Genomic DNA, 17959 nt, shown 5'->3' on the forward strand with positions numbered 1-17959 from the left:
CCGGCCGACCCGGCGCCGGCCGCGCCTGCCGTCGCCCCGGCGCCAGCCCCCGTCGCAACTGCGGCCGCGCCGGCGGCCAAGCCGGCGCTGCGGGCCGACCCGAAGAGCTTCCAGGAGCTAGTGGAGATCGCCTTCCATCGCGACGTGGTGCTGCACGGCCAGCTGTTCAGCGCGGTGCATCTCGTGCATTTCGAGCCGGGGCGGCTGGAGTTCCGGCCGCATGAATCGGCGCCGCCGGACCTGGCCAACCGCCTGGGCACCGCGCTGCGCGACTGGACCGGCGAGCGCTGGGTGGTCAGCGTCTCCGGCGCCGAAGGCGCGCCGACGCTGAGCCAGCAGGCGCGGACCGACCGCGAGAACGCGCTGGCCCAGGCCGCCGAGCATCCGCTGGTCAAGGCGGTGATGGCCGCCTTCCCGGGCGCGGTGATCCGCGACCTGCGTAATCCTTTGGACCAAGATGGGCCGCTGGGGCAGGACGAGGCGGCCGCGCCGGGCGCCGAGCCGATGCCCGGCCCCGAAGCCACCGATGAAGAGGAGCCGCGAGAGGCATGAAGAATCTCGGACAGATGATGAAGCAGGCGCAAGAGATGCAGGCCAAGATGGCCGAGATGCAGTCGCGCCTGGCGGAGATCGAGGTTCCGGGCCAGGCCGGCGCCGGCATGGTCTCGGTGGTGCTGAACGGCAAGGGCGAGCTGCGCTCGCTCAAGATCGACCCGAAGCTGGCCGACCCGTCCGAGATCGAGGTGCTGGAGGACCTGGTCGTCGCCGCCTTCAACGATGCCAAGGGCAAGGTCGAGGCCGCGGTGCAGGAAGAGACCCAGAAGCTGATGGGCGGGCTGAAGCTGCCGCCGGGGATGAAGCTGCCGTTCTGAGACGTCTCGTCTCCCCCATGCCCCTCCGCCTCGCCTATATGGGCACGCCGGATTTCGCGGTGCCCGCGCTGCTCGCGCTGCTCGATGCCGGGCATGAGATCGCGGCCGTCTACACCCAGCCGCCGCGCCCGGCCGGCCGCGGCTACAAGCTGCAGCCCTCGCCGGTGCAGCGCGTGGCGGAGGAGCGCGGCCTGCCGGTCCGCCACCCCAAGACGCTGCGCACCCCGGAGGCGCAGGCGGAGTTCGCGTCGCTGGGCCTCGACGCCGCGGTGGTCGCGGCCTATGGGCTGATCCTGCCGCAGCCGGTGCTCGATGCGCCGCGGCTCGGCTGCTGCAACATCCACGCCTCGCTGCTGCCGCGCTGGCGCGGCGCGGCGCCGATCCACCGCGCCATCCTGGAAGGCGACACCGAGACCGGCGTCACCATCATGCGCATGGAGGCCGGGCTGGACACCGGCCCGATGCTGCTGATGAAGCGCGTCCCGATCGGCCCGGAGATGACGACGCCGGAGCTGCACGACACCCTCGCCGCGCTCGGCGCCAAGCTGATCGTGCCGGCGCTGGAAGCGGTGGCCGCGGGCACGGCGGTGGAGACGCCGCAGCCGGAGGCGGGCGTCACCTACGCCGCCAAGATCGGGCCGGAGGACGGCCGCATCGACTGGGCTGATGCCGCCGCCGTCGACCGCCAGGTGCGGGCGCTGACGCCGAAGCCCGGCGCCTGGTTCGAATATGCCGGGGAGCGCATCAAGGTCCTTGCCGCCGCGCCGACCGAAGGCTCCGGCGCGCCCGGCACGGTGCTGGACGACAAGCTGACAGTCGCCTGCGGCCGCGGCGCGATCCGGCTCCTTCGGCTGCAGCGCCCGGGCAAAGCGCCGGTGCCGGCGCGCGACCTGCTGAACGGCTTCCCGATCCCGGCCGGAACAATCTTGAGCTAGCCGCGGAATAAGATCCCAAGCCCGCCGTTGTCACGGAAACGTAACATGATCCGGAGACAACGGTGCCTGCCCGACAGACCCTCGCGCTGCCCCTCGCGCCGCCCCTCGCGCCAGGCCGCCTGAGCCTACCCGCGCCGCGGACGGTTCTCGCCCTGCTGTTGGCGGTCCTGCTGCCGGTCGCGGTCGAGCTTGGCCTGGCGTCGTCGCTCGACCGGCCGGCCCGCGCCGCCCTGATCCTGTTCAGCCTCGCCATCATCGGCTGGGGGCTGACCCGGCTGGACGACACGCTGGTGGCGCTGCTCGCGGCACTCGGCATGGCCCTCTGGGTCTTCCCGACGCCGGATCCGGTGTTCGCGGCGCTCGGCAACGATCTCGTCTGGCTGCTGATCGCCGCCTTTATTCTGGCGGATGCGCTGAAGCGGGCGGGGCTGGCCGACCGCCTGGCCCGGCTGGTCGCGGCGCGCGCCCGCACACCGCGCACGCTGTTCCACGGCCTCGGCCTCGTGATGCTGGCGACCGCCTTCGTCGTGCCGTCGACCTCGGGCCGCGCCGCGCTGATGATCCCAGTCCACGCGGCGCTGACCGGCGCCACGACCAATCCCCGCCTGCGGCGCGCCCTGGCTCTCCTGTTCCCGACCGCGATCCTGCTCTCCGCCTTCGCCTCGCTGACCGGCGCCGGCGCCCATCTGCTGGCGGCGGAGATGATCGGGCGCTGGACCGACCGGCCGATCGGCTTCCTCGATTGGGCGCTGCTGGGCCTGCCCTTCGCCCTGGCCAGCACCGCGCTGGCGATCGAGGCGATCCTGCTGCTGTTCCTGACACCCGAGGACCGCCGCACCCCGCTGGCGGCGCCGGCGGCGATGGCCGCGGCGCCCGAGCGCTCCGCGGCACCTGCGGGCGCGATCACGGCCCTGGTCGTGCTCGGCTGGTTCACCGCGCCGCTGCACGGCGTCGACGACACGCTGATCGCGTTGGCCGGGGCGTTGCTGCTGACCCTGCCGGCCCTGGGCGGCGGCGGGCTGCGCGATGGGCTGAAGGCGGTGGAATGGCCGCTGATCCTGTTCATGGCGGCGACCATCGCCATCGCCGACGGGCTGACCGCGTCCGGCGTCAGCGGCCGGATGGTCGGCGGCGCGCTCGAAAGGCTCGGCGGCATGGCCCCGGTGCTGGCCTGCGCCGGGCTCGCGGCGATCGGCCTCCTGCTGCATCTCGTGGTGCAGTCGCGCACGGCCCGGGTCTCGGTGCTGCTGCCGCCGGTCCTGGCCGGGGCGGCCGGGCTGGGGCTCGACCCCGCGGGCGCCGGGCTGCTCGTCGTCGCCGCCACCGGCTTCTGCCAGACGCTGATGGCCAGCGCCAAGCCGGTGGCGATGTTCGGCCTGGCCGGCGAGGGCCAGGGCTACGGCCCGGCCGATCTTCTCCGTCTCTCCCTGGCGCTGCTGCCGATGCTGTTCGCGCTGCTGCTGCTCTTCGCCCTGGCCATCTGGCCGGCGCTGGGCTTCGGCCGCTTCCCCCTCTGACCCGCACTTCGAGGACGACATGATGATCACTCGATCGAACCGACCGATTCGCGTCCTGCTGGCCCCGTCCGGATTCAAGGAGGGGCTGGGCGTGGCCGAGGTGATCGACTGCATGGCCCGCGGCGTCCATGCCGCGCTGCCGCAGGCCGAGATCCTGTCGGCGCCGATGGTCGATGGCGGCGAGGGTTTCACCGAGACCCTGGTGGCCCTGACTGGCGGCCGCCTGCACCGGGTCACGGTCACCGGGCCGGTGGGACAGCCGGTCGAGGCGCAGTTCGGCTTCCTCGGCGGCCGCAGCCGCATCGCGGTGCTGGAGATGGCCTCCGCGGCCGGGCTGCGCCTGGTGCCGCCGGACGCGCGCGATCCGCTGCGCACCACCAGCCGCGGCGTCGGCGAGTTGATCCGGGCCGCGCTCGACGCCGGCGCGCGGCGCATCCTGGTCGGCTGCGGCGATTCCGGCATCAATGACGGCGGCGCGGGCATGGCCCAGGCACTCGGTATCCGGCTCCTGGACGGCGACGGGGCCGAGATCGGTGCCGGTGGCGGCGCCCTCGCGGGGCTGCGGCGGATCGACCTCGCCGGCCGCGACCCGCGGCTGGGCCGGGTGCGGATCGACGTGGCGCTGAACTGGCACAACCAGCTACTCGGGCCGCGCGGCGTCAGCCGCGTCTTCGGGCCGCAGAAGGGCGCGACCCCAGCGGCGGTCGAGGCGCTGGAGCAGGCGCTGGAGACCTATGCCGTGGCGGTGCGGCGCGACCTCGGCATCGAGCTGCGCGGCATGCCGGGCAGCGGCGCCTCGGGCGGGCTCGGCGCCGGGCTGCACGCTTTGCTCGGCGCCGTGCTGCACCCGCGCTACGACATCGTCATGCGCTATATCGACATCGACGCGCTGCTGCGCCGGGCCGATCTGGTGCTGACCGCGGAGGGCAGCCTCGACGGCCAGACCCCCTTCGGCAAAGTGCCGTCGGAGATCGCCCGCCGGGCCAAGCGCTACGGCCTGCCGGTGATCGCGCTGGCCGGCACGGTCGGGCCGGACGCCCATCTCAACCTCGCCGCTGGGATCGACGCCTATTTCAGCATCCTGAAGCGCCCGTGCTCGCTGGCGGAGGCGCTGGCCGAAGCGCCGCGGCTGGTCGCCGACGCGGCGGAGCAGGCGCTGCGCATGGTGCTGGCGATGACCGGCACGATGACCGGCACTGGCGCTTCCCGCCGGGGCCGCTATGGTGCGCCGCATGGCGCGGTACAAGCTCACCATTGAATATGACGGACGGCCCTTCGTCGGCTGGCAACGGCAGGCCCATGGCCTGTCGGTGCAGCAGGCGATCGAGGAGGCGATCTTCCGCTTCTGCGGCGAGGAGGTGCGGATCACCGCCGCCGGCCGCACCGATGCCGGGGTGCATGCGGCGGGGCAGGTGGCGCATGTCGACATCGCCCGCCCGACCGACCCCGGCACGGTGCGCGACGCCGTCAATTTCCACCTGAAGCCGCTCCCGGTCGCGATTCTGGTGGCGGAGCCGGTGGACGACGCCTTCGACGCCCGCACCTGGGCGATCATGCGCGCCTATCGCTACCGCATCGTCAACCGCCGCGCTCCCCTGGCGCTGGAGGCCGGGCGGGCCTGGCAGGTGGCGCGGCCGCTCGACGCCGCGGCGATGCACGAGGCGGCGCAGCATTTGGTCGGGCATCACGACTTCACCAGCTTCCGCGCCGCCGAATGCCAGGCCAAGTCGCCGATGCGGACGCTCGACCGGCTCGACGTGACCCGCCGTGGCGAGGCGATCGAGATCGAGGCCGAGGCGCGGTCCTTCCTGCACCACCAGATCCGCAACATCACCGGCACGCTGAAGCTGGTGGGCGAGGGCAAGCGCCCGCCCGGCTGGGTCGCCGAGGTGCTGGCGGCACGCGACCGCTCCGCCGCCGGCGCCACCGCGCCGCCGGACGGCCTGTGCTTCCTGTGGGTGCGCTACAGGGAGGATTTGGCGACCAGATCGACCCAGCCGGCCAGCAACTCGGAGGCCAGCGCGTCGAACACCACCAGCCCCGCCGCGATCGGCACGTCGACGTCGACCGCGGTGCGCAGCACGAATCCCTCGTAGAGGTAGCAGGCGACGGCGACGGCGATGGCGACGAAGACGCCAAGCGCCCCGGGGAACAGGCCGACGGCGTCGAGGATGATGCGCACGAACTGGGCCAGCATGATCAGCAGCGCCGCCCAGTTATAGGCGACGATGGCTTCGGGCAGGCGCCGGCCGCGGTCGAGCCAGGGCAGGATCCAGGTCAGCGCCGCCGGCATCAGCGCCCAGCCGGCGACGAAGCCGAGCGACTGCACGGCCAGCGGCAGCGGCTGCAGCAGCAGGGACCATCTGTCGCCCAGGAACAGGAACTGGGCGATCAGGTAGAGCGGGAACGCCAGCGCCCCGGCGACGAAGCTCTTCGCCGCCCCATCCGGCGAGATGTCGAACATGGCCATGCCGCCGACATCGCGCCGGGCCAGGCGCCAGGCGCCCCAGACACCGCGGATGATGTCGGCCGAAGACACCGCCATGGCGTCAGCCCTTCTCCGGTAAGCTGTCCTCGAGCACCGCCTGGTAGATCCGGGCCAGCGTCTCGATGTCCTCGACCGGGACGTTCTCGTCGGTCTTGTGGATGGTGGCGTTGACCAGGCCGAGCTCGACCACCGGCGCGTAATCCTTGACGAAGCGGGCGTCGGAGGTGCCGCCGGAGGTGCTGAAGGCCGGTTGGCGGCCCGTCACCCGCTCGACCGCGCCGGCGACCCGCCCGGTCAGCTCGCCCGGCGCGGTCAGGAAACTGTCGGCGCCGCTGTGCAGTTCCAGCGCGTAATCGCCGCCGACCGCATCGAAGCGCTGGCGCAGCCAGGCGCCCAGGCTCTCCGCCGTGTGCCGGTCGTTGAACCGGATGTTGAAGGTGGCGCGGCCCTCGGCCGGGATCACATTGGCGGCCGGATTGCCGACATCGATGGTGGTGATGGCCAGCGTTGACGGGTCGAAATGGGCGCTGCCCTCGTCGATCTCCGGCCCCGAGCCCCTCGGGCTCAGCGCCGCCAGCATCCGCACCAGCCGGGGCAGGGGGTTGTCGGCCTTGTGCGGATAGGCGACATGGCCCTGCACGCCGCGCACGGTCAGCCGGCCGGTCAGGCTGCCGCGGCGGCCGATCTTCATGGTGTCGCCGACCACCTCGCTGCTGCTCGGCTCGCCGACGATGCAGGCATCGATCGCCTCGCCGCGCGCCGACAGGGCCTGCAGCATCTTGACCGTGCCGTTGACCGCATCGGCCTCCTCGTCGCCGGTGATCAGCAGGCTGATCGAGCCGCCGAAATCCGGCCCGCGCGCGGCCAGGAAGCGCCCGGCCGCGGCGGCGAAGGCGGCGACCGCGCTCTTCATGTCGCAGGCGCCGCGACCCCAGATCCTTCCCTCGGCGATCCGCCCCTCGAAGGGCGGGAAGCGCCAGCGGGACTCGTCTCCCGGCGGCACCACATCGGTGTGGCCGGCGAAGCAGAGATGCGGCCGGCCGCTGCCGATCCGGGCGTAAAGGTTGTCGATCGGCGCCGTGCCCGGCGCCTCGAACCGCATCCGCTCGCAGCGGAAGCCCAGCGGCGCCAGCGCCGCCTCCAGCACCGCCAGCGCCCCGGCATCGGCCGGGGTGACGCTGGGGCAGCGGATCAGGGCCTGGGTCAGCGCGATCGGGTCGGGCGCGGTCATGGTCGCCATGGAGAGGGTCAGTCGCGCAGCAGCTCGTTGATCGAGGTCTTGGCGCGGGTGCGCTCGTCGACCCGCTTGACGATCACGGCGCAGGCCAGCGACGGGCCGGGCGTGCCGTCGGCCAGCGGCTTGCCGGGCATCGACCCCGGCACCACCACCGAATAGGCCGGCACCCGGCCGTAGGTGACGGTTCCGGTCTCGCGGTCGACGATCTTGGTGGTGGCGCTCAGGAACACGCCCATCGACAGCACCGAGCCGCGCTCAACGATCACGCCCTCGACCACCTCGGAGCGGGCGCCGATGAAGCAGTCATCCTCGATGATCACGGGGTTGGCCTGCAACGGCTCCAGCACGCCGCCGATGCCGACGCCGCCCGACAGGTGGCAGTTCTTGCCGATCTGGGCGCAGGAGCCGACGGTGGCCCAGGTGTCGACCATGGTGCCGCTCTCGACCCGGGCGCCGACATTGACGAAGCTCGGCATCAGCACCACGCCCGGCGCGATGTAGGCGGAGCGACGGACGACCGCGCCCGGCACGCTGCGGAACCCGGCCTCGCGGAAGCGGTTCTCGCCCCAGCCCAGCGTCTTCGGCGCCACCTTGTCGTACCAGACCGCGCCGTCGGGACCGCCCGGCACCACCTTGCTGTCGGTGATGCGGAAGGACAGCAGCACCGCCATCTTCAGCCACTGATGGACCTGCCACTGCCCGTCGATCTTCTCGGCCACGCGCAGAAGGCCGGAATCGAGGCCTTCCAGCGCCGCCTCGATGGCGTCGCGGGCCGGGCCCGTGGTGGCCGGGGTCAGGCTGTCTCGGCCGGCCCAGGCCTGTTCGATGGCAGTCTTCAGCGCGGTGTCGGTCATGGCGGGAATTCGGCAATCTCAGGTGTCGGGCCCGCACGATGGGGCGCCCCCGTCCGGCTTGTCAACGCCACCCTCGGCCTGAGCATCATGCCGACCGGTCGCCGCTGCGGTCCAGTCGGCAGCCGTCGATTCGCCAGCTGCCGTCGGGCTGCCGCTCCATGAAGTATTCGGCGATCACCGGCACCCCGTCCGGCCCCACGAACAGCACCTTCTGCACGATCCGGCCGCCGGTCGTGACCAGCTCGCGGAAATCGACCGAGCGCGGCCGGTAGACCGGCTGATAGCCCTGCCGCACCATGGCCATGAAATTGTCAGGCGTGCCGAACATGCGCTGGATGCCGGGCGAGGCGTAGCCGAAGGCCTCCGCCGCACGGTCGCCCTGGAAGGCGTCGAGCTGCTTCCGGATCACGCCGACGATCGCGGTGCGGTCGGCATCGCCGGCCGGCGCCTGCGCGAATGCGGGCATCGCGATCAGGAGGAAGAGGGCAAGAACGCGCCCGACCACGTCGCAGACCAGCCCCATGACGCCCTCCCGGACGACCATCCCTGGAGATGAGATGGCGCTGCCGAAGCGGGCCGGAAAGCGGGCGCAGGGCAGGGGGCTCGGCCCATGCGGCGGCCGCATGCCTCGTTTCGTGTCGGATCGATGAAAATGGGCTTGCAATCGGGGCCGGGCATCGACTAGGTTCCGCCCGCCTGACGACGGGGCGCCGACGAGACGCCCCGCAGAACGCGCCCGTAGCTCAATTGGATAGAGCATCTGACTACGGATCAGAAGGTTAGGAGTTCGAATCTTCTCGGGCGCGCCACTATCTCGCTGAGATAGCTGCTTCTTCATCCTCATCGATCAGAAGGTCCTGTCCGGGTTGCGACCCTGACGGTCGACTGCCTTCATCGTGGAGGTTGGGCGCCCTCGCAGAGCTGGCACACACCTCCCGATCGGTTCGCTGGCGAGGAACCATCCCGACATCGCGCATGTTCCAGCCCACAACGGCTGGAGCCTCCCGATGCCGACCCGCCGCTATGCAATCCTCGAAGCACCGTCCACGCTGGGTCTGGCGACCAACGGCGTGGAGGGCTTGCCCGACCGGCTCCTCGAGCTGGGCCTTGCGGAGCGCATCCCGGCGCGCCGCGCCGGGCGGCTGGCCGTGCCGCCGAAGGATCCGATGCCCGACCCCGAAACCCGGACCCTGAACGCCAAGGCGATCGCGGCATGGTCGCCCAAGCTCGCCGACGCCGTGGGGGAGGTGCTGGACGCGGACGAGTTTCCGGTGGTGCTGGGCGGCGACTGCACGATCCTGTTGGGCTCGATGCTCGCGTTGCGGCGGCGCGGCCGCTATGGCCTGTTCTTCATCGACGGCAATGCCGACTTCTTCCAGCCCGAGGCGGACCCCAACGGCGAGGGCGCGTCCATGGACCTGGCCTTCGTCACCGGGTACGGGCCGGCGCTGCTGACCAACCTCGAGGGCCGCTCTCCGCTGGTCCGGGCCGAGGACACCGTCGCGTTCGCCTTTCGCGATCACGAAGACCAAGCCGAATTCGGCAGCCAGCCTTTGCCCCCGGAGCTCCGCGCCCACGATCTCTACGATGTGCGCAGCATGGGCGTGGAAAACGCCGCCCGCGCCGCGGTCGACCACCTGATGCGGGCGGAGCTGGACGGCTTCTTCATCCATCTCGACGCCGACTGTCTCGACGACGCCATCATGCCGGCGGTCGATTTTCGCGTGCCGGGCGGCCTGTCGTGGGACGAGCTCGGGGCTGCGCTCCGCATCATCCTGGCGAGCGGAAAGGCGGTCGGCCTCGAGGTCGCCATCTACAATCCGCGCCTCGACGAGGACGGCAGCGCCGGCCGCGGGTTGGCCGATGTGCTGGCCGCAGCCCTCGGAACGGCGGCGCCATGACATCGCGAACCACACGATCCGGCCACCAGCAAGTCAAGCGAAACCGCATTCCTGGCTAAATCGTCATCGCGACGAAGCCGGTGTGGCGATCCAGGGGCTGGTGCCGCCTGGATCGCCACGCCCCTTCGGGGCTCGTAATGACGGGTTGGCTTTACGGAACAGTCCACTTCACGGGCAGGTCATTCATGGCCGGTGTGTGCCCGGGAACCACTCGACATGGGTATCGATCGTGCGGCCATAGTAGACCGCGCGGCGGCCCGCCAGGCTGACGAAGTAGCCGACGCAGCCCGCGGCGGTGATGCGTTCGCAGAAGGCGCGGAACTTGATCTCCTGTCGCTGGATGGCGCGCACCGCCTGCTCGACGCCCTCGGCCGAGAACAGCCCGGCCGCAGGGGCGAAGGCAAGACCTTGCGTGACCTCGAAGCTGCCATCCGGTATGTAATACGTCTTCGTTCCGGCCATGAGGTCGGCGTGATAGCGTTCGACCCCTGCAGCCATCAGCGCCTTGACCACTTCAGGAAACGTGATCCGCTCCTCGTCAGAGGCCCTGGTCAGTTCACGCACGACTTCCTTCACATGGGCGTCCATGTGCTTCTCCTTTCGTTGTTGAGGCGGTGGTCGCCGGCCGCGGCGGTTTGGCCTAGTCCACGGGAACGGCCTTCAGCCCTCGTCGTCGGACGATCTCTTTCATCGTCGCTTCGATCGTTTCGCGCGTCGGCGGATCGAGATGTCCAAAGAACGTCTCGTCATTTTCGTCAGCCAGGGCGGCGAGCTCCGGCACCAGCGCGTGGCCTTCGGGCGTCAGCGCCAGCTCCTGCGAACGGCGGTCGCTTTCCGCCGCCTCGCGTGTGATCAACCTTTTGGCGACCAGCCTGTCGGCCAGCTTGGAAATGGCGCCACGGGTCATGCCGAGCCGGTCGGCGAGTGCGCTTGGCCTGAGCCTCACGTCGTAAAGCTCGCGCATCACCACCCACTCCGCGACGGTCACGCCGCGCGCCTGAACCTTCATGGCGAAGGCGTGCGAGACCTGGTTCGACACGTAGCGGAGCCAGTAGCCGAGATGGCTCTCCAGCGTGCTGATCGGCTTCTGTTTGCGAGACATCGATCCATCCTGTTGACTAGGAAACTATCTGATGATCGTTTCCTAGTCAACCATTTCGTCGGGCCGATATGGTCCGCCAGCAGTGGCGGGTTCGAGGCCTGGCGGGACGCCGGCGGGCTGCTGGCAACTACCGGCGTAGGGGGGCCTTCAGCCCGATACCGGCCCCGGCTGTCCCGCACAGCTCGGCAGGTCCGGATCGACATGGCCCCAGCGTGGGGCCGAGGCGGTCCAGATCACGCTGGCGGGGCGGGCGATCTCCGGGTCGTCCAGGGCGCCCGCCCGGACCACCATCATGTCGGGCCGGTCCGACGCCTCGCTGAACAGCGGCGTGCCGCATTTCGGGCAGAAGCGGCGGCGCATGATGTTGCCGCTGTCCGCCCGGCTGACGTATTCGGCGACCTCGCCCGTCAGCGAGAAGCCCTCGGTCCGGAAGATCGCGTTGATCGAGGCGTTGCCGGAGGACAGGTACTGGCAGTCGCGGCACCAGCAGGCGCGGGTGGCGACGGGCGGCTGGTCGAACCGGAAGCGGACGGCGCCGCAGAAGCATCGGCCGGTGATGGGCTTTGACAGCACGCTGCCCTCCTCAATGGCGTCGAGACCGAGTCAGGGCGCAGGCTCCGGCTCCACGATCCGCGGCTGAGAGCCGGGCTTCGGAAGCGCATGCCCGACGATGTCCGGCACCCTGAACTTGCGCCGGTAGCGGCCCGGCGGCATGCCCGCGAGGCGCCGGAAGAGCCTGCGGAACGACGCCGCGTCCTCATACCCGACCTCGCGGGCAATGGCTTCGACCGGCGCCGCGCCCGTCTCCAGCAGCTGCTTGGCCTCCTCGATGCGCAAGGCCTGGATATAGGCCAGCGGCGAATAGCCGGTCGCCGCCCTGAACCGGCGATCGAAGGTGCGCTTCGGCAGGCCCGATTGGCGGACCAGCTCGGCGACGATGTCGAGGCGCTCGTAATTCTGCGCAAGCCAGGTCTGGCAGCGCAGGATCACGGCGTCGCGGTGGTCGACATTGGCGATCATCGACGCGTAAGGCAGCTGGCCGTCGCGGTGCCACTGGTAGAGGAACAGCTTCGAGATGCGGATCGCCTCCTCGGTTCCGGCATGCCTGGCGATGAGCAGAAGGGCCAGATCCTGCCAGGACGACGCTCCCCCCGAGCACACCAGGCTGTGGCCGGGGCCGCTCTGCACGAGGATACGCTCCTCGCGCACGGTCACGTTCGGGAACATCCGGCGAAAGAGGGGGACATAGCTCCAGTGCGTGGTGGCCTCCCCGCCGTCGAGCAGGCCGGCCTCCGCCAGCACCAGCGAGCCGCCGCAGGCGGCGTAGAGCTGCGCGCCCTGCGCGTGCATGTCCCTGATCCACCCGATCAGCCGGCGGTCGAGCGCGCGCACGCTCTCCATCCGCTCCGCCATGACGTTCGGCACGAAGACGATGTCGGTGCGCGGCACGTCGGCAATCGTGTCCTGCGGCAGGATGCTGACGCCGGTGACGAGCTGCAGGGGGCCCGGCTCGGCGGTGACCAGACGCGGCTCGAACAGACGCTCGCCGGCGCGTTGTCCCTTGAGCGCGTCCCACAGCCAGCCCGCCGCCCACAGCGTGTCGTAGACGCCGTAGACGATCGACGGATCGCATTCGCGAAACACGACCACGCTCACATGGATGGGCTTGGAAGACATCGCGGCACGAGCGTGGCTCAAATGGCCCGGTGACGGCCATTCTGCCTCTCACGCCGGCGCGGCGCCAGAGGCTAAGTCCTCCCGGCACCGGCGGCAACAGCGCTGCCGCCCGAAAGGTTGAGAGGATCGGCGCCATGCAACTGGACACGGCCAAGCTCGAATCCCTGCTGGGAACGATGGTGAACGAGATGGGCGCGGCGGCCAATGCCGCGCTCGTGCTCATCGGCGACAAGCTCGGGCTGTTTCGCGCGCTCGCCGGCGGTGCGCTCACGCCGGCCGAGCTCGCCGGGAAGACCGGCACGCACGAACGCTATGTGCGCGAATGGCTCTCGGCGCAGGCGGCATCCGGCTTCGTCACCTATGACGGCGGAGCGGGAACCTTCACCCTGTCGCCCGAGCAGGCGGCCGTGTTCGCGGACGAGGACAGCACCGTGAACATGACGGGCGGCTTCTATTCGCTCGCCGCCGTGTTCGCCGACGAGCCGAAGCTCACGGAGGCCTTCAGGAACGGCAAGGGCGTGGGCTGGGGCGAGCACTGCAATTGCCTGTTCTGCGGGGTGGAGCGGTTCTTCCGGCCCGGCTACAAGGCGCATCTGCTGACGGAGTGGCTGCCGGCGCTCGACGGCGTCGTCGCCAAGCTCGATCGCGGCGCCAAGGTGGCCGATGTGGGCTGCGGACACGGTGCCTCGACCCTGATCATGGCCCAGGCGTTCCCGAACTCGGAGTTCGTCGGCATCGACTTCCACGAGGCCTCCATCGCCCATGCACGCGAACTTGCCGGCGGCCTCGGCAATGTGCGTTTCGAGGTGGCGCGCGCGCAGGACTACCAGGGCAATGACTACGATCTGGTCACCCTGTTCGACGCGCTCCACGACATGGGCGATCCCGTCGGCGCGGCGGCGCATGCGCGCAGGACCCTGAAGAGCGACGGCACGCTCATGCTGGTCGAGCCGATGGCCGGCGACAGTCTGGCCGAGAACCTCAACCGGGTCGGGCGCATCTTCTATGCGTTCTCGGCCAGCGTCTGCGTGCCCGCGTCCCTGAACCAGGAGGTCGGCGCGGCGCTCGGTGCGCAGGCGGGGGAGAGACGCCTGGCCGAGGTCGTCCGCGAGGGCGGGTTCTCACGCATCCGCCGCGCGGCCGAGACGCCCTTCAACATGGTGCTCGAGGCCCGGCCCTGAGCAGGTCGGCGAGCTTGAGCACGGTGTTCCAGTTGCGGCCGGTGCCGCGGGTGCCGAGCGTCCGCTCGATCACCGCCATGGTCAGCTTCGAACGGCCGATGCCGTCCGGATAGGCGACATAGACGTGCCGGCCGTCGGCGCGCACCTGTTCCCGCCCCGCGATGCCGGCCTGCAGCGCGGCGACGGCGGCTTCGTCCGGCGCCTGCTTCAGCGGCAGGAGGACGAGATGGCTCGGGTCGCTCTCCGCCTCGTCGGGAAACGGGTTCCGTGCGATCACGGCGGCCCAGTCGGCGGCGCTGCGGACGAAGACGTCGGTGCGCAGGCCGAAGCGCTGCGCGAGTGCGTCCTCCAGCGCCCGCTCCAGCTCCTCGGCTGGGCGGCCGTCGCCCTGGAAGGCGAGATTGCCGGTCTGCAGCAGCGTGCGCGGCTCGGCGAAGCCGAGCTCCGCTGCCAGCGCGCGCAGGCCGGCCATCGCGATCGGCGCATGGCCGCCGACATTGACGGCGCGGAGCAGGGCGATCCAGCTGGTCATACCGGGATCATACGGTGCCGAGCCGATCCGCTGCAGGTCAGAAAATACTTTAAGCCTAAAACAATCCGCCGTACTCTTCCGGAACAGGGCCGGGGATCGCGCGTCCGGCCCGGGACGGGAGACGGACGGGATGCGGATCACGGTCATCGGCGGCGGTCCGGGGGGCCTGTACTTCGCGCTTCTGGCCAAGAAGGCGCGGCCGGACTGGCATGTCGAAGTGCACGAGCAGAACCGCGCCGACGACACCTTCGGCTTCGGCGTCGTCTTCTCCGACGACACGCTGGACGAGTTCCTGTCGCGTGACCCGGAATCCTACGAGCGGATTCGCGAGCGCTTCGCCTATTGGGACGACGTCGCGATCCACTATAAGGGCGAGACCATCCGCTGCGCCGGCAACGGCTTCTGCGGCACCTCACGGATGACCCTGCTGCAGATTCTGCAGGGGCGCTGCCGCGAGGTCGGGGTCGAGCTGTCCTTCTCCGAGCGGATCGACCCGGCGACGCTGGACCGGCGCTTCGCGGATTCGGACATCATCGTCGCCGCGGACGGCATCAACTCGGCGATCCGCGAGCATTTCCGCGACGCCTTCCGGCCCGAGGTCTCGCTCAAGGCCAACCGCTTCTGCTGGATGGGCTCGACCCGGCCGATGAGCGAGTTCAACTACTTCTTCCGCCAGACCGAGCACGGCGTGATCTGCGCCCACACCTATCAGTATGAAGCAACTCAGGGCGAGGGAGGCCGCTCGACCTGGGTGTTCGAGATGGACGAGGCCTGCTGGCAGGGCCACGGCTTCACCGAGGCGGATGAGGAGGGCTCGCGCGACAGGCTGGCCGCGATCTTCGCCGAGGAGCTGCAGGGTCATCCGCTGCTGCTCAACCGGTCGATGTGGCGGCGCTTTCCGCGGATCTTCTGCGAGCGCTGGTGGCACCGGAACATCGTGCTGCTGGGCGACGCCAAGGCCTCGGCGCATTTCTCTATCGGCTCCGGCACCAAGCTGGCGATGGAATGCGCCATCGCCCTGGCCGATGCCGTCGTGGCCCATGCCGAGACCAGCGTGGAGCAGGCCTTCGCCGCCTACGACAAGGCGCGCCGCACGCCGTGCCAGGTCACCCAGCACAATGCCGACGTGTCGCTGGCCTGGTTCGAGCACATGAACCGCTCCTTCGACATGGATCCGATGCAGTTCGCCATGGTGGTGATGTGCCGGGCCAAGTCGATCACCTACGATAACCTGCGCATCCGCGACCCGGACTTCGTGCGCCGGGCCGACGACGCCTTCTACGAGCGGCTGTGGCGCGAGACCGGCGACGACTACCGCGCCACCCGGCCGACGCCGATGTTCACCCGCTTCCGCCTGCGCGGAATGGAACTGAAGAACCGGGTGGTGATGTCGCCGATGGCGCAGTATTCGGCCGACCGCGACGGCAACCTGACGGATTGGCACTTCGTGCACTACGCCTCGCATGCCCTCGGCGGCATGGGGCTGATGTTCGTCGAGATGACCTGCCCGTCGCCGGACGCCCGGATCAGCCTGGGCTGCGCCGGCCTGTGGACCGATGCGCATGAGGCGCAGTGGACGCGGCTGGTCGATTTCGTGCACGCCCACAGCGACACGAAGATCGCCATGCAGCTCGGCCATTCCGGGCGCAAGGGGTCGACCCAGCTCGGCTGGGAGAATCCGGACCACCCGATCGCCGATCCGGAGGACAACTGGCCGGTGATCTCGGCCTCGCCGGTGCCCTGGATCGAGGGCGTGAGCCCGGTGCCGAAGGAGATCGACCGCGCCGAGATGGAGCGGATCAAGGCGGATTTCGTGCAGGCGGCCGAACGCGCCGCCCGCGCCGGCTTCGATCATCTCGAGCTGCACTGCGCCCATGGCTATCTCTTCGCCTCCTTCCTGTCGCCGCTGACCAACCGGCGGACGGACGGATACGGCGGGCCGATCGAGAACCGGCTGCGCTACCCCTTGGAGGTGTTCCGGGCGATGCGGGCGGTGTGGCCGGAAGGCAGGCCGATGTCGGTGCGCATCTCCGCCACGGACTGGAAGGAGGGGGGCATAAGCGAGGCCGACGTCTTCGCCATCGCCGAGGCCTTCCGCGACGCCGGCTGCGACCTGATCGACGTCTCCGCCGGCCAGACCGTGCCGGACCAAAGGCCGGTCTATGGCCGCATGTTCCAGGTCCAGTTCGCCGAGGCGATCCGCAACGTGCCGAAGATGGCGACCATGGCGGTCGGCGCTATCACCGAGCCTGGCCAGATCAACACCATCCTGCACACCCGCCGCGCCGACCTGGTGGCGCTCGCCCGGCCGCATCTGTGGAACCCGACCTTCGTCCGCCAGGCCGAGGCCTGGTACGGCGTCCGCAGCCAGTCCTGGCCGCAGCAATACTGGCCCGGCCGCGACCAGGCCTTCCGCGAGCTGGGGCGACAGGCTGAGAAGCAGACCGAGCTGCAGATCAAGGCCCGGCCGCGCCGGCACGCCCGCTGATCAGCTGCGGGCCGCGGCGGCCACGGCGTCGGCCAGGCGGTCCAGCTCTTCCTCCGTGTGCAGGTAGGAGACGGCGGCGCGGCAGATGTCGCCCAGGCCCCGCGCAGTCATGTCGAGCGGCGTGTAGGCCACGCCGTTGATGGCGATGGTGATCCCCTCGGCCGCCAGGCGCCGGCGCAGCTCCGCCGGCTCGATCCCCGCGACGGCGAAGGACACCAAGGCGGCGCGCTCGACGCCGAGGTCGTGGACGGTCACGCCCGGGATCCTCGCCAGCCGGGCGCGCAGCCCCTGCGCCAGCGCGTCGAGGCGGGCACGGATGGCGTCGATGCCGATGGCGCGGGCATAGCGGATCGCGGCGCCGAGGCCGAGCCGCAGCGCCATCGGGAAATCGCCGGCCTCGAAGCGCAGGGCGCTGTCCTGCAGCCGGGCGCCGTCCGGCGTCCAGGCCGCGGTGCGGGCGTCGTGATAGGGCGGGTCGAGCCGGTCGAGGAAGCCCTGCCGGACATAGAGCAGCCCGGTGCCGCGCGGACCGCGCAGATGCTTGCGGCCGGGCGCGATCAGCACGTCGCAGCCCAGCGCCGCGATGTCGATCGGGATCTGGCCGATCGCCTGGGAGGCGTCGAGGAAGTAGGGCACGCCGGCGGCGCGGGCGACGCGACCGATCTCGGCGGCCGGGTTGATCAGCCCGCCATTGGCGCCGATCCAGGTCAGCGACACCAGCGTGACGCGGCCGTCGATCATCGCGGCGAGGGCTTCGGGCGAGGCCCGGCCGGTCTCGTCGCAGGGGATCACCTCGATCGCCGCGCCGGTGCGGGCGGCGGCGCGCTGCATGGTGGTCAGGTTGCCGCCCCATTCCTGGCGGCCGACCAGGATGCGGTCGCCGGCGGACAGGGGAAGGCCGGCGAAGGCCAGGCCCCAGCCCTGGGTGGCGCTGCCGGTGAAAGCGATCTCGCGCGGCGCGGCGCCGACCAGGGCGGCGGCCTCGGCGCGCGCCTCCTCCAAGGCTGGTGCTGCCGCCAGCCCGGCCTCGATCGGGCCGGACACCGCCTCGCGCTGCAGATGGGCCAGGACCGCGTCCAGCACCGGCGCCGGCGGCAGCGAGCCGCCGGCATGGTTGAAGTGCAGCATCCGGTCGATGCCCGGCGTCTCGGCCCGCAGCCGTGCCACGTCCATGG

General features: G+C 70.8%; 17 protein-coding genes, 1 tRNA gene and 1 pseudogene. 10 read left to right on the plus strand and 9 right to left on the minus strand.

The window, feature by feature from the left end; all coding sequences use genetic code 11:
* From KXR53_RS30935 to truA, 6 genes and pseudogenes are all read left to right on the plus strand, one after another.
* Nucleotides 1–552: pseudogene (locus tag KXR53_RS30935) on the plus strand (DNA polymerase III subunit gamma/tau); the annotation flags it as partial.
* Nucleotides 549–872 (plus strand): YbaB/EbfC family nucleoid-associated protein, encoded by a 324-nt coding sequence (locus KXR53_RS30940; protein WP_437379467.1) that lies wholly within the window; start codon nucleotides 549–551, stop codon nucleotides 870–872. The pseudogene KXR53_RS30935 and the gene KXR53_RS30940, both read left to right, overlap by 4 nt.
* A 17-nt stretch (nucleotides 873–889) precedes the next feature.
* Nucleotides 890–1807, plus strand: a complete 918-nt coding sequence (fmt, locus tag KXR53_RS30945; RefSeq protein ID WP_437379468.1) for a methionyl-tRNA formyltransferase — start codon at nucleotides 890–892, stop codon at nucleotides 1805–1807.
* 62 nt (nucleotides 1808–1869) lie between these two features.
* The gene (locus KXR53_RS30950) at nucleotides 1870–3324 is read left to right on the plus strand and encodes an SLC13 family permease (RefSeq protein WP_437379469.1); all 1455 of its coding nucleotides are present in this window, start codon (nucleotides 1870–1872) and stop codon (nucleotides 3322–3324) included.
* Between the two features lie 19 nt (nucleotides 3325–3343).
* Nucleotides 3344–4582, plus strand: coding sequence for a glycerate kinase family protein (locus KXR53_RS30955; RefSeq protein WP_437379470.1), 1239 nt, complete (start codon nucleotides 3344–3346; stop codon nucleotides 4580–4582).
* Complete coding sequence (truA, locus tag KXR53_RS30960; RefSeq protein WP_437379471.1) at nucleotides 4557–5420, plus strand: tRNA pseudouridine(38-40) synthase TruA; 864 nt, start codon at nucleotides 4557–4559, stop codon at nucleotides 5418–5420. Before KXR53_RS30955 ends, truA begins: the two co-directional genes overlap by 26 nt.
* A gap of 453 nt (nucleotides 5421–5873) precedes the next feature.
* Here the strand turns inward: truA and dapE are convergent, their stop codons facing one another.
* The 3 genes from dapE to KXR53_RS30975 form a co-directional block, all read right to left on the minus strand.
* Complete coding sequence (gene dapE, locus KXR53_RS30965; protein WP_437379545.1) at nucleotides 5874–7043, minus strand: succinyl-diaminopimelate desuccinylase; 1170 nt, start codon at nucleotides 7041–7043, stop codon at nucleotides 5874–5876.
* Between the two features lie 17 nt (nucleotides 7044–7060).
* Nucleotides 7061–7903, minus strand: coding sequence for a 2,3,4,5-tetrahydropyridine-2,6-dicarboxylate N-succinyltransferase (gene dapD, locus KXR53_RS30970; RefSeq protein ID WP_437379472.1), 843 nt, complete (start codon nucleotides 7901–7903; stop codon nucleotides 7061–7063).
* 85 nt (nucleotides 7904–7988) lie between these two features.
* A complete protein-coding gene (locus tag KXR53_RS30975) occupies nucleotides 7989–8528 on the minus strand; it encodes a DUF4864 domain-containing protein (protein WP_437379473.1) in 540 nt (179 codons plus the stop codon).
* Between the two features lie 107 nt (nucleotides 8529–8635).
* On the opposite strand from KXR53_RS30975, the gene KXR53_RS30980 reads away from it, so the two are divergent.
* Nucleotides 8636–8712: transfer RNA gene (locus KXR53_RS30980), tRNA-Arg, on the plus strand.
* A 198-nt stretch (nucleotides 8713–8910) separates the two neighbouring features.
* On the plus strand, nucleotides 8911–9804 hold the full coding sequence (locus KXR53_RS30985) for an arginase family protein (RefSeq protein WP_437379474.1): 894 nt from the start codon (nucleotides 8911–8913) through the stop codon (nucleotides 9802–9804).
* A 183-nt stretch (nucleotides 9805–9987) separates the two neighbouring features.
* On the opposite strand, the gene KXR53_RS30990 is transcribed toward KXR53_RS30985, so the two are convergent.
* From KXR53_RS30990 to KXR53_RS31005, 4 genes are all read right to left on the minus strand, one after another.
* Entirely contained in the window at nucleotides 9988–10392 is a 405-nt protein-coding gene (locus KXR53_RS30990) for a DUF1398 domain-containing protein (protein WP_437379475.1), read from the minus strand.
* A gap of 52 nt (nucleotides 10393–10444) precedes the next feature.
* A complete protein-coding gene (locus KXR53_RS30995; protein ID WP_437379476.1) occupies nucleotides 10445–10906 on the minus strand; it encodes a MarR family winged helix-turn-helix transcriptional regulator in 462 nt (153 codons plus the stop codon).
* Nucleotides 10907–11053: 147 nt separating this feature from the next.
* A complete protein-coding gene (locus tag KXR53_RS31000) occupies nucleotides 11054–11479 on the minus strand; it encodes a GFA family protein (RefSeq protein ID WP_437379477.1) in 426 nt (141 codons plus the stop codon).
* 30 nt (nucleotides 11480–11509) lie between these two features.
* Nucleotides 11510–12550, minus strand: a complete 1041-nt coding sequence (locus KXR53_RS31005; protein WP_437379478.1) for a GlxA family transcriptional regulator — start codon at nucleotides 12548–12550, stop codon at nucleotides 11510–11512.
* A gap of 167 nt (nucleotides 12551–12717) precedes the next feature.
* On the opposite strand from KXR53_RS31005, the gene KXR53_RS31010 reads away from it, so the two are divergent.
* Nucleotides 12718–13764 (plus strand): class I SAM-dependent methyltransferase, encoded by a 1047-nt coding sequence (locus KXR53_RS31010; RefSeq protein WP_437379479.1) that lies wholly within the window; start codon nucleotides 12718–12720, stop codon nucleotides 13762–13764.
* Here KXR53_RS31010 and KXR53_RS31015 read toward each other — a convergent pair.
* Nucleotides 13736–14296 carry a DUF1697 domain-containing protein gene (locus KXR53_RS31015; RefSeq protein WP_437379480.1) on the minus strand — a complete coding sequence of 187 codons (561 nt, stop codon included), beginning with the start codon at nucleotides 14294–14296 and terminating at the stop codon, nucleotides 13736–13738. The genes KXR53_RS31010 and KXR53_RS31015 overlap by 29 nt on opposite strands.
* A gap of 130 nt (nucleotides 14297–14426) precedes the next feature.
* Between KXR53_RS31015 and KXR53_RS31020 the strand changes: the two genes are divergently transcribed.
* Nucleotides 14427–16784 (plus strand): bifunctional salicylyl-CoA 5-hydroxylase/oxidoreductase, encoded by a 2358-nt coding sequence (locus KXR53_RS31020; RefSeq protein ID WP_437379481.1) that lies wholly within the window; start codon nucleotides 14427–14429, stop codon nucleotides 16782–16784.
* Here KXR53_RS31020 and KXR53_RS31025 read toward each other — a convergent pair whose 3' ends face one another.
* Entirely contained in the window at nucleotides 16785–17957 is a 1173-nt protein-coding gene (locus KXR53_RS31025) for an aminotransferase class V-fold PLP-dependent enzyme (protein ID WP_437379482.1), read from the minus strand.
* Nucleotides 17958–17959 lie beyond the last annotated feature (2 nt).

It is taken from the genome of Inquilinus limosus (assembly GCF_051487185.1).
In the GTDB taxonomy this organism is placed as follows: Bacteria; Pseudomonadota; Alphaproteobacteria; order DSM-16000; family Inquilinaceae; genus Inquilinus; species Inquilinus limosus_F.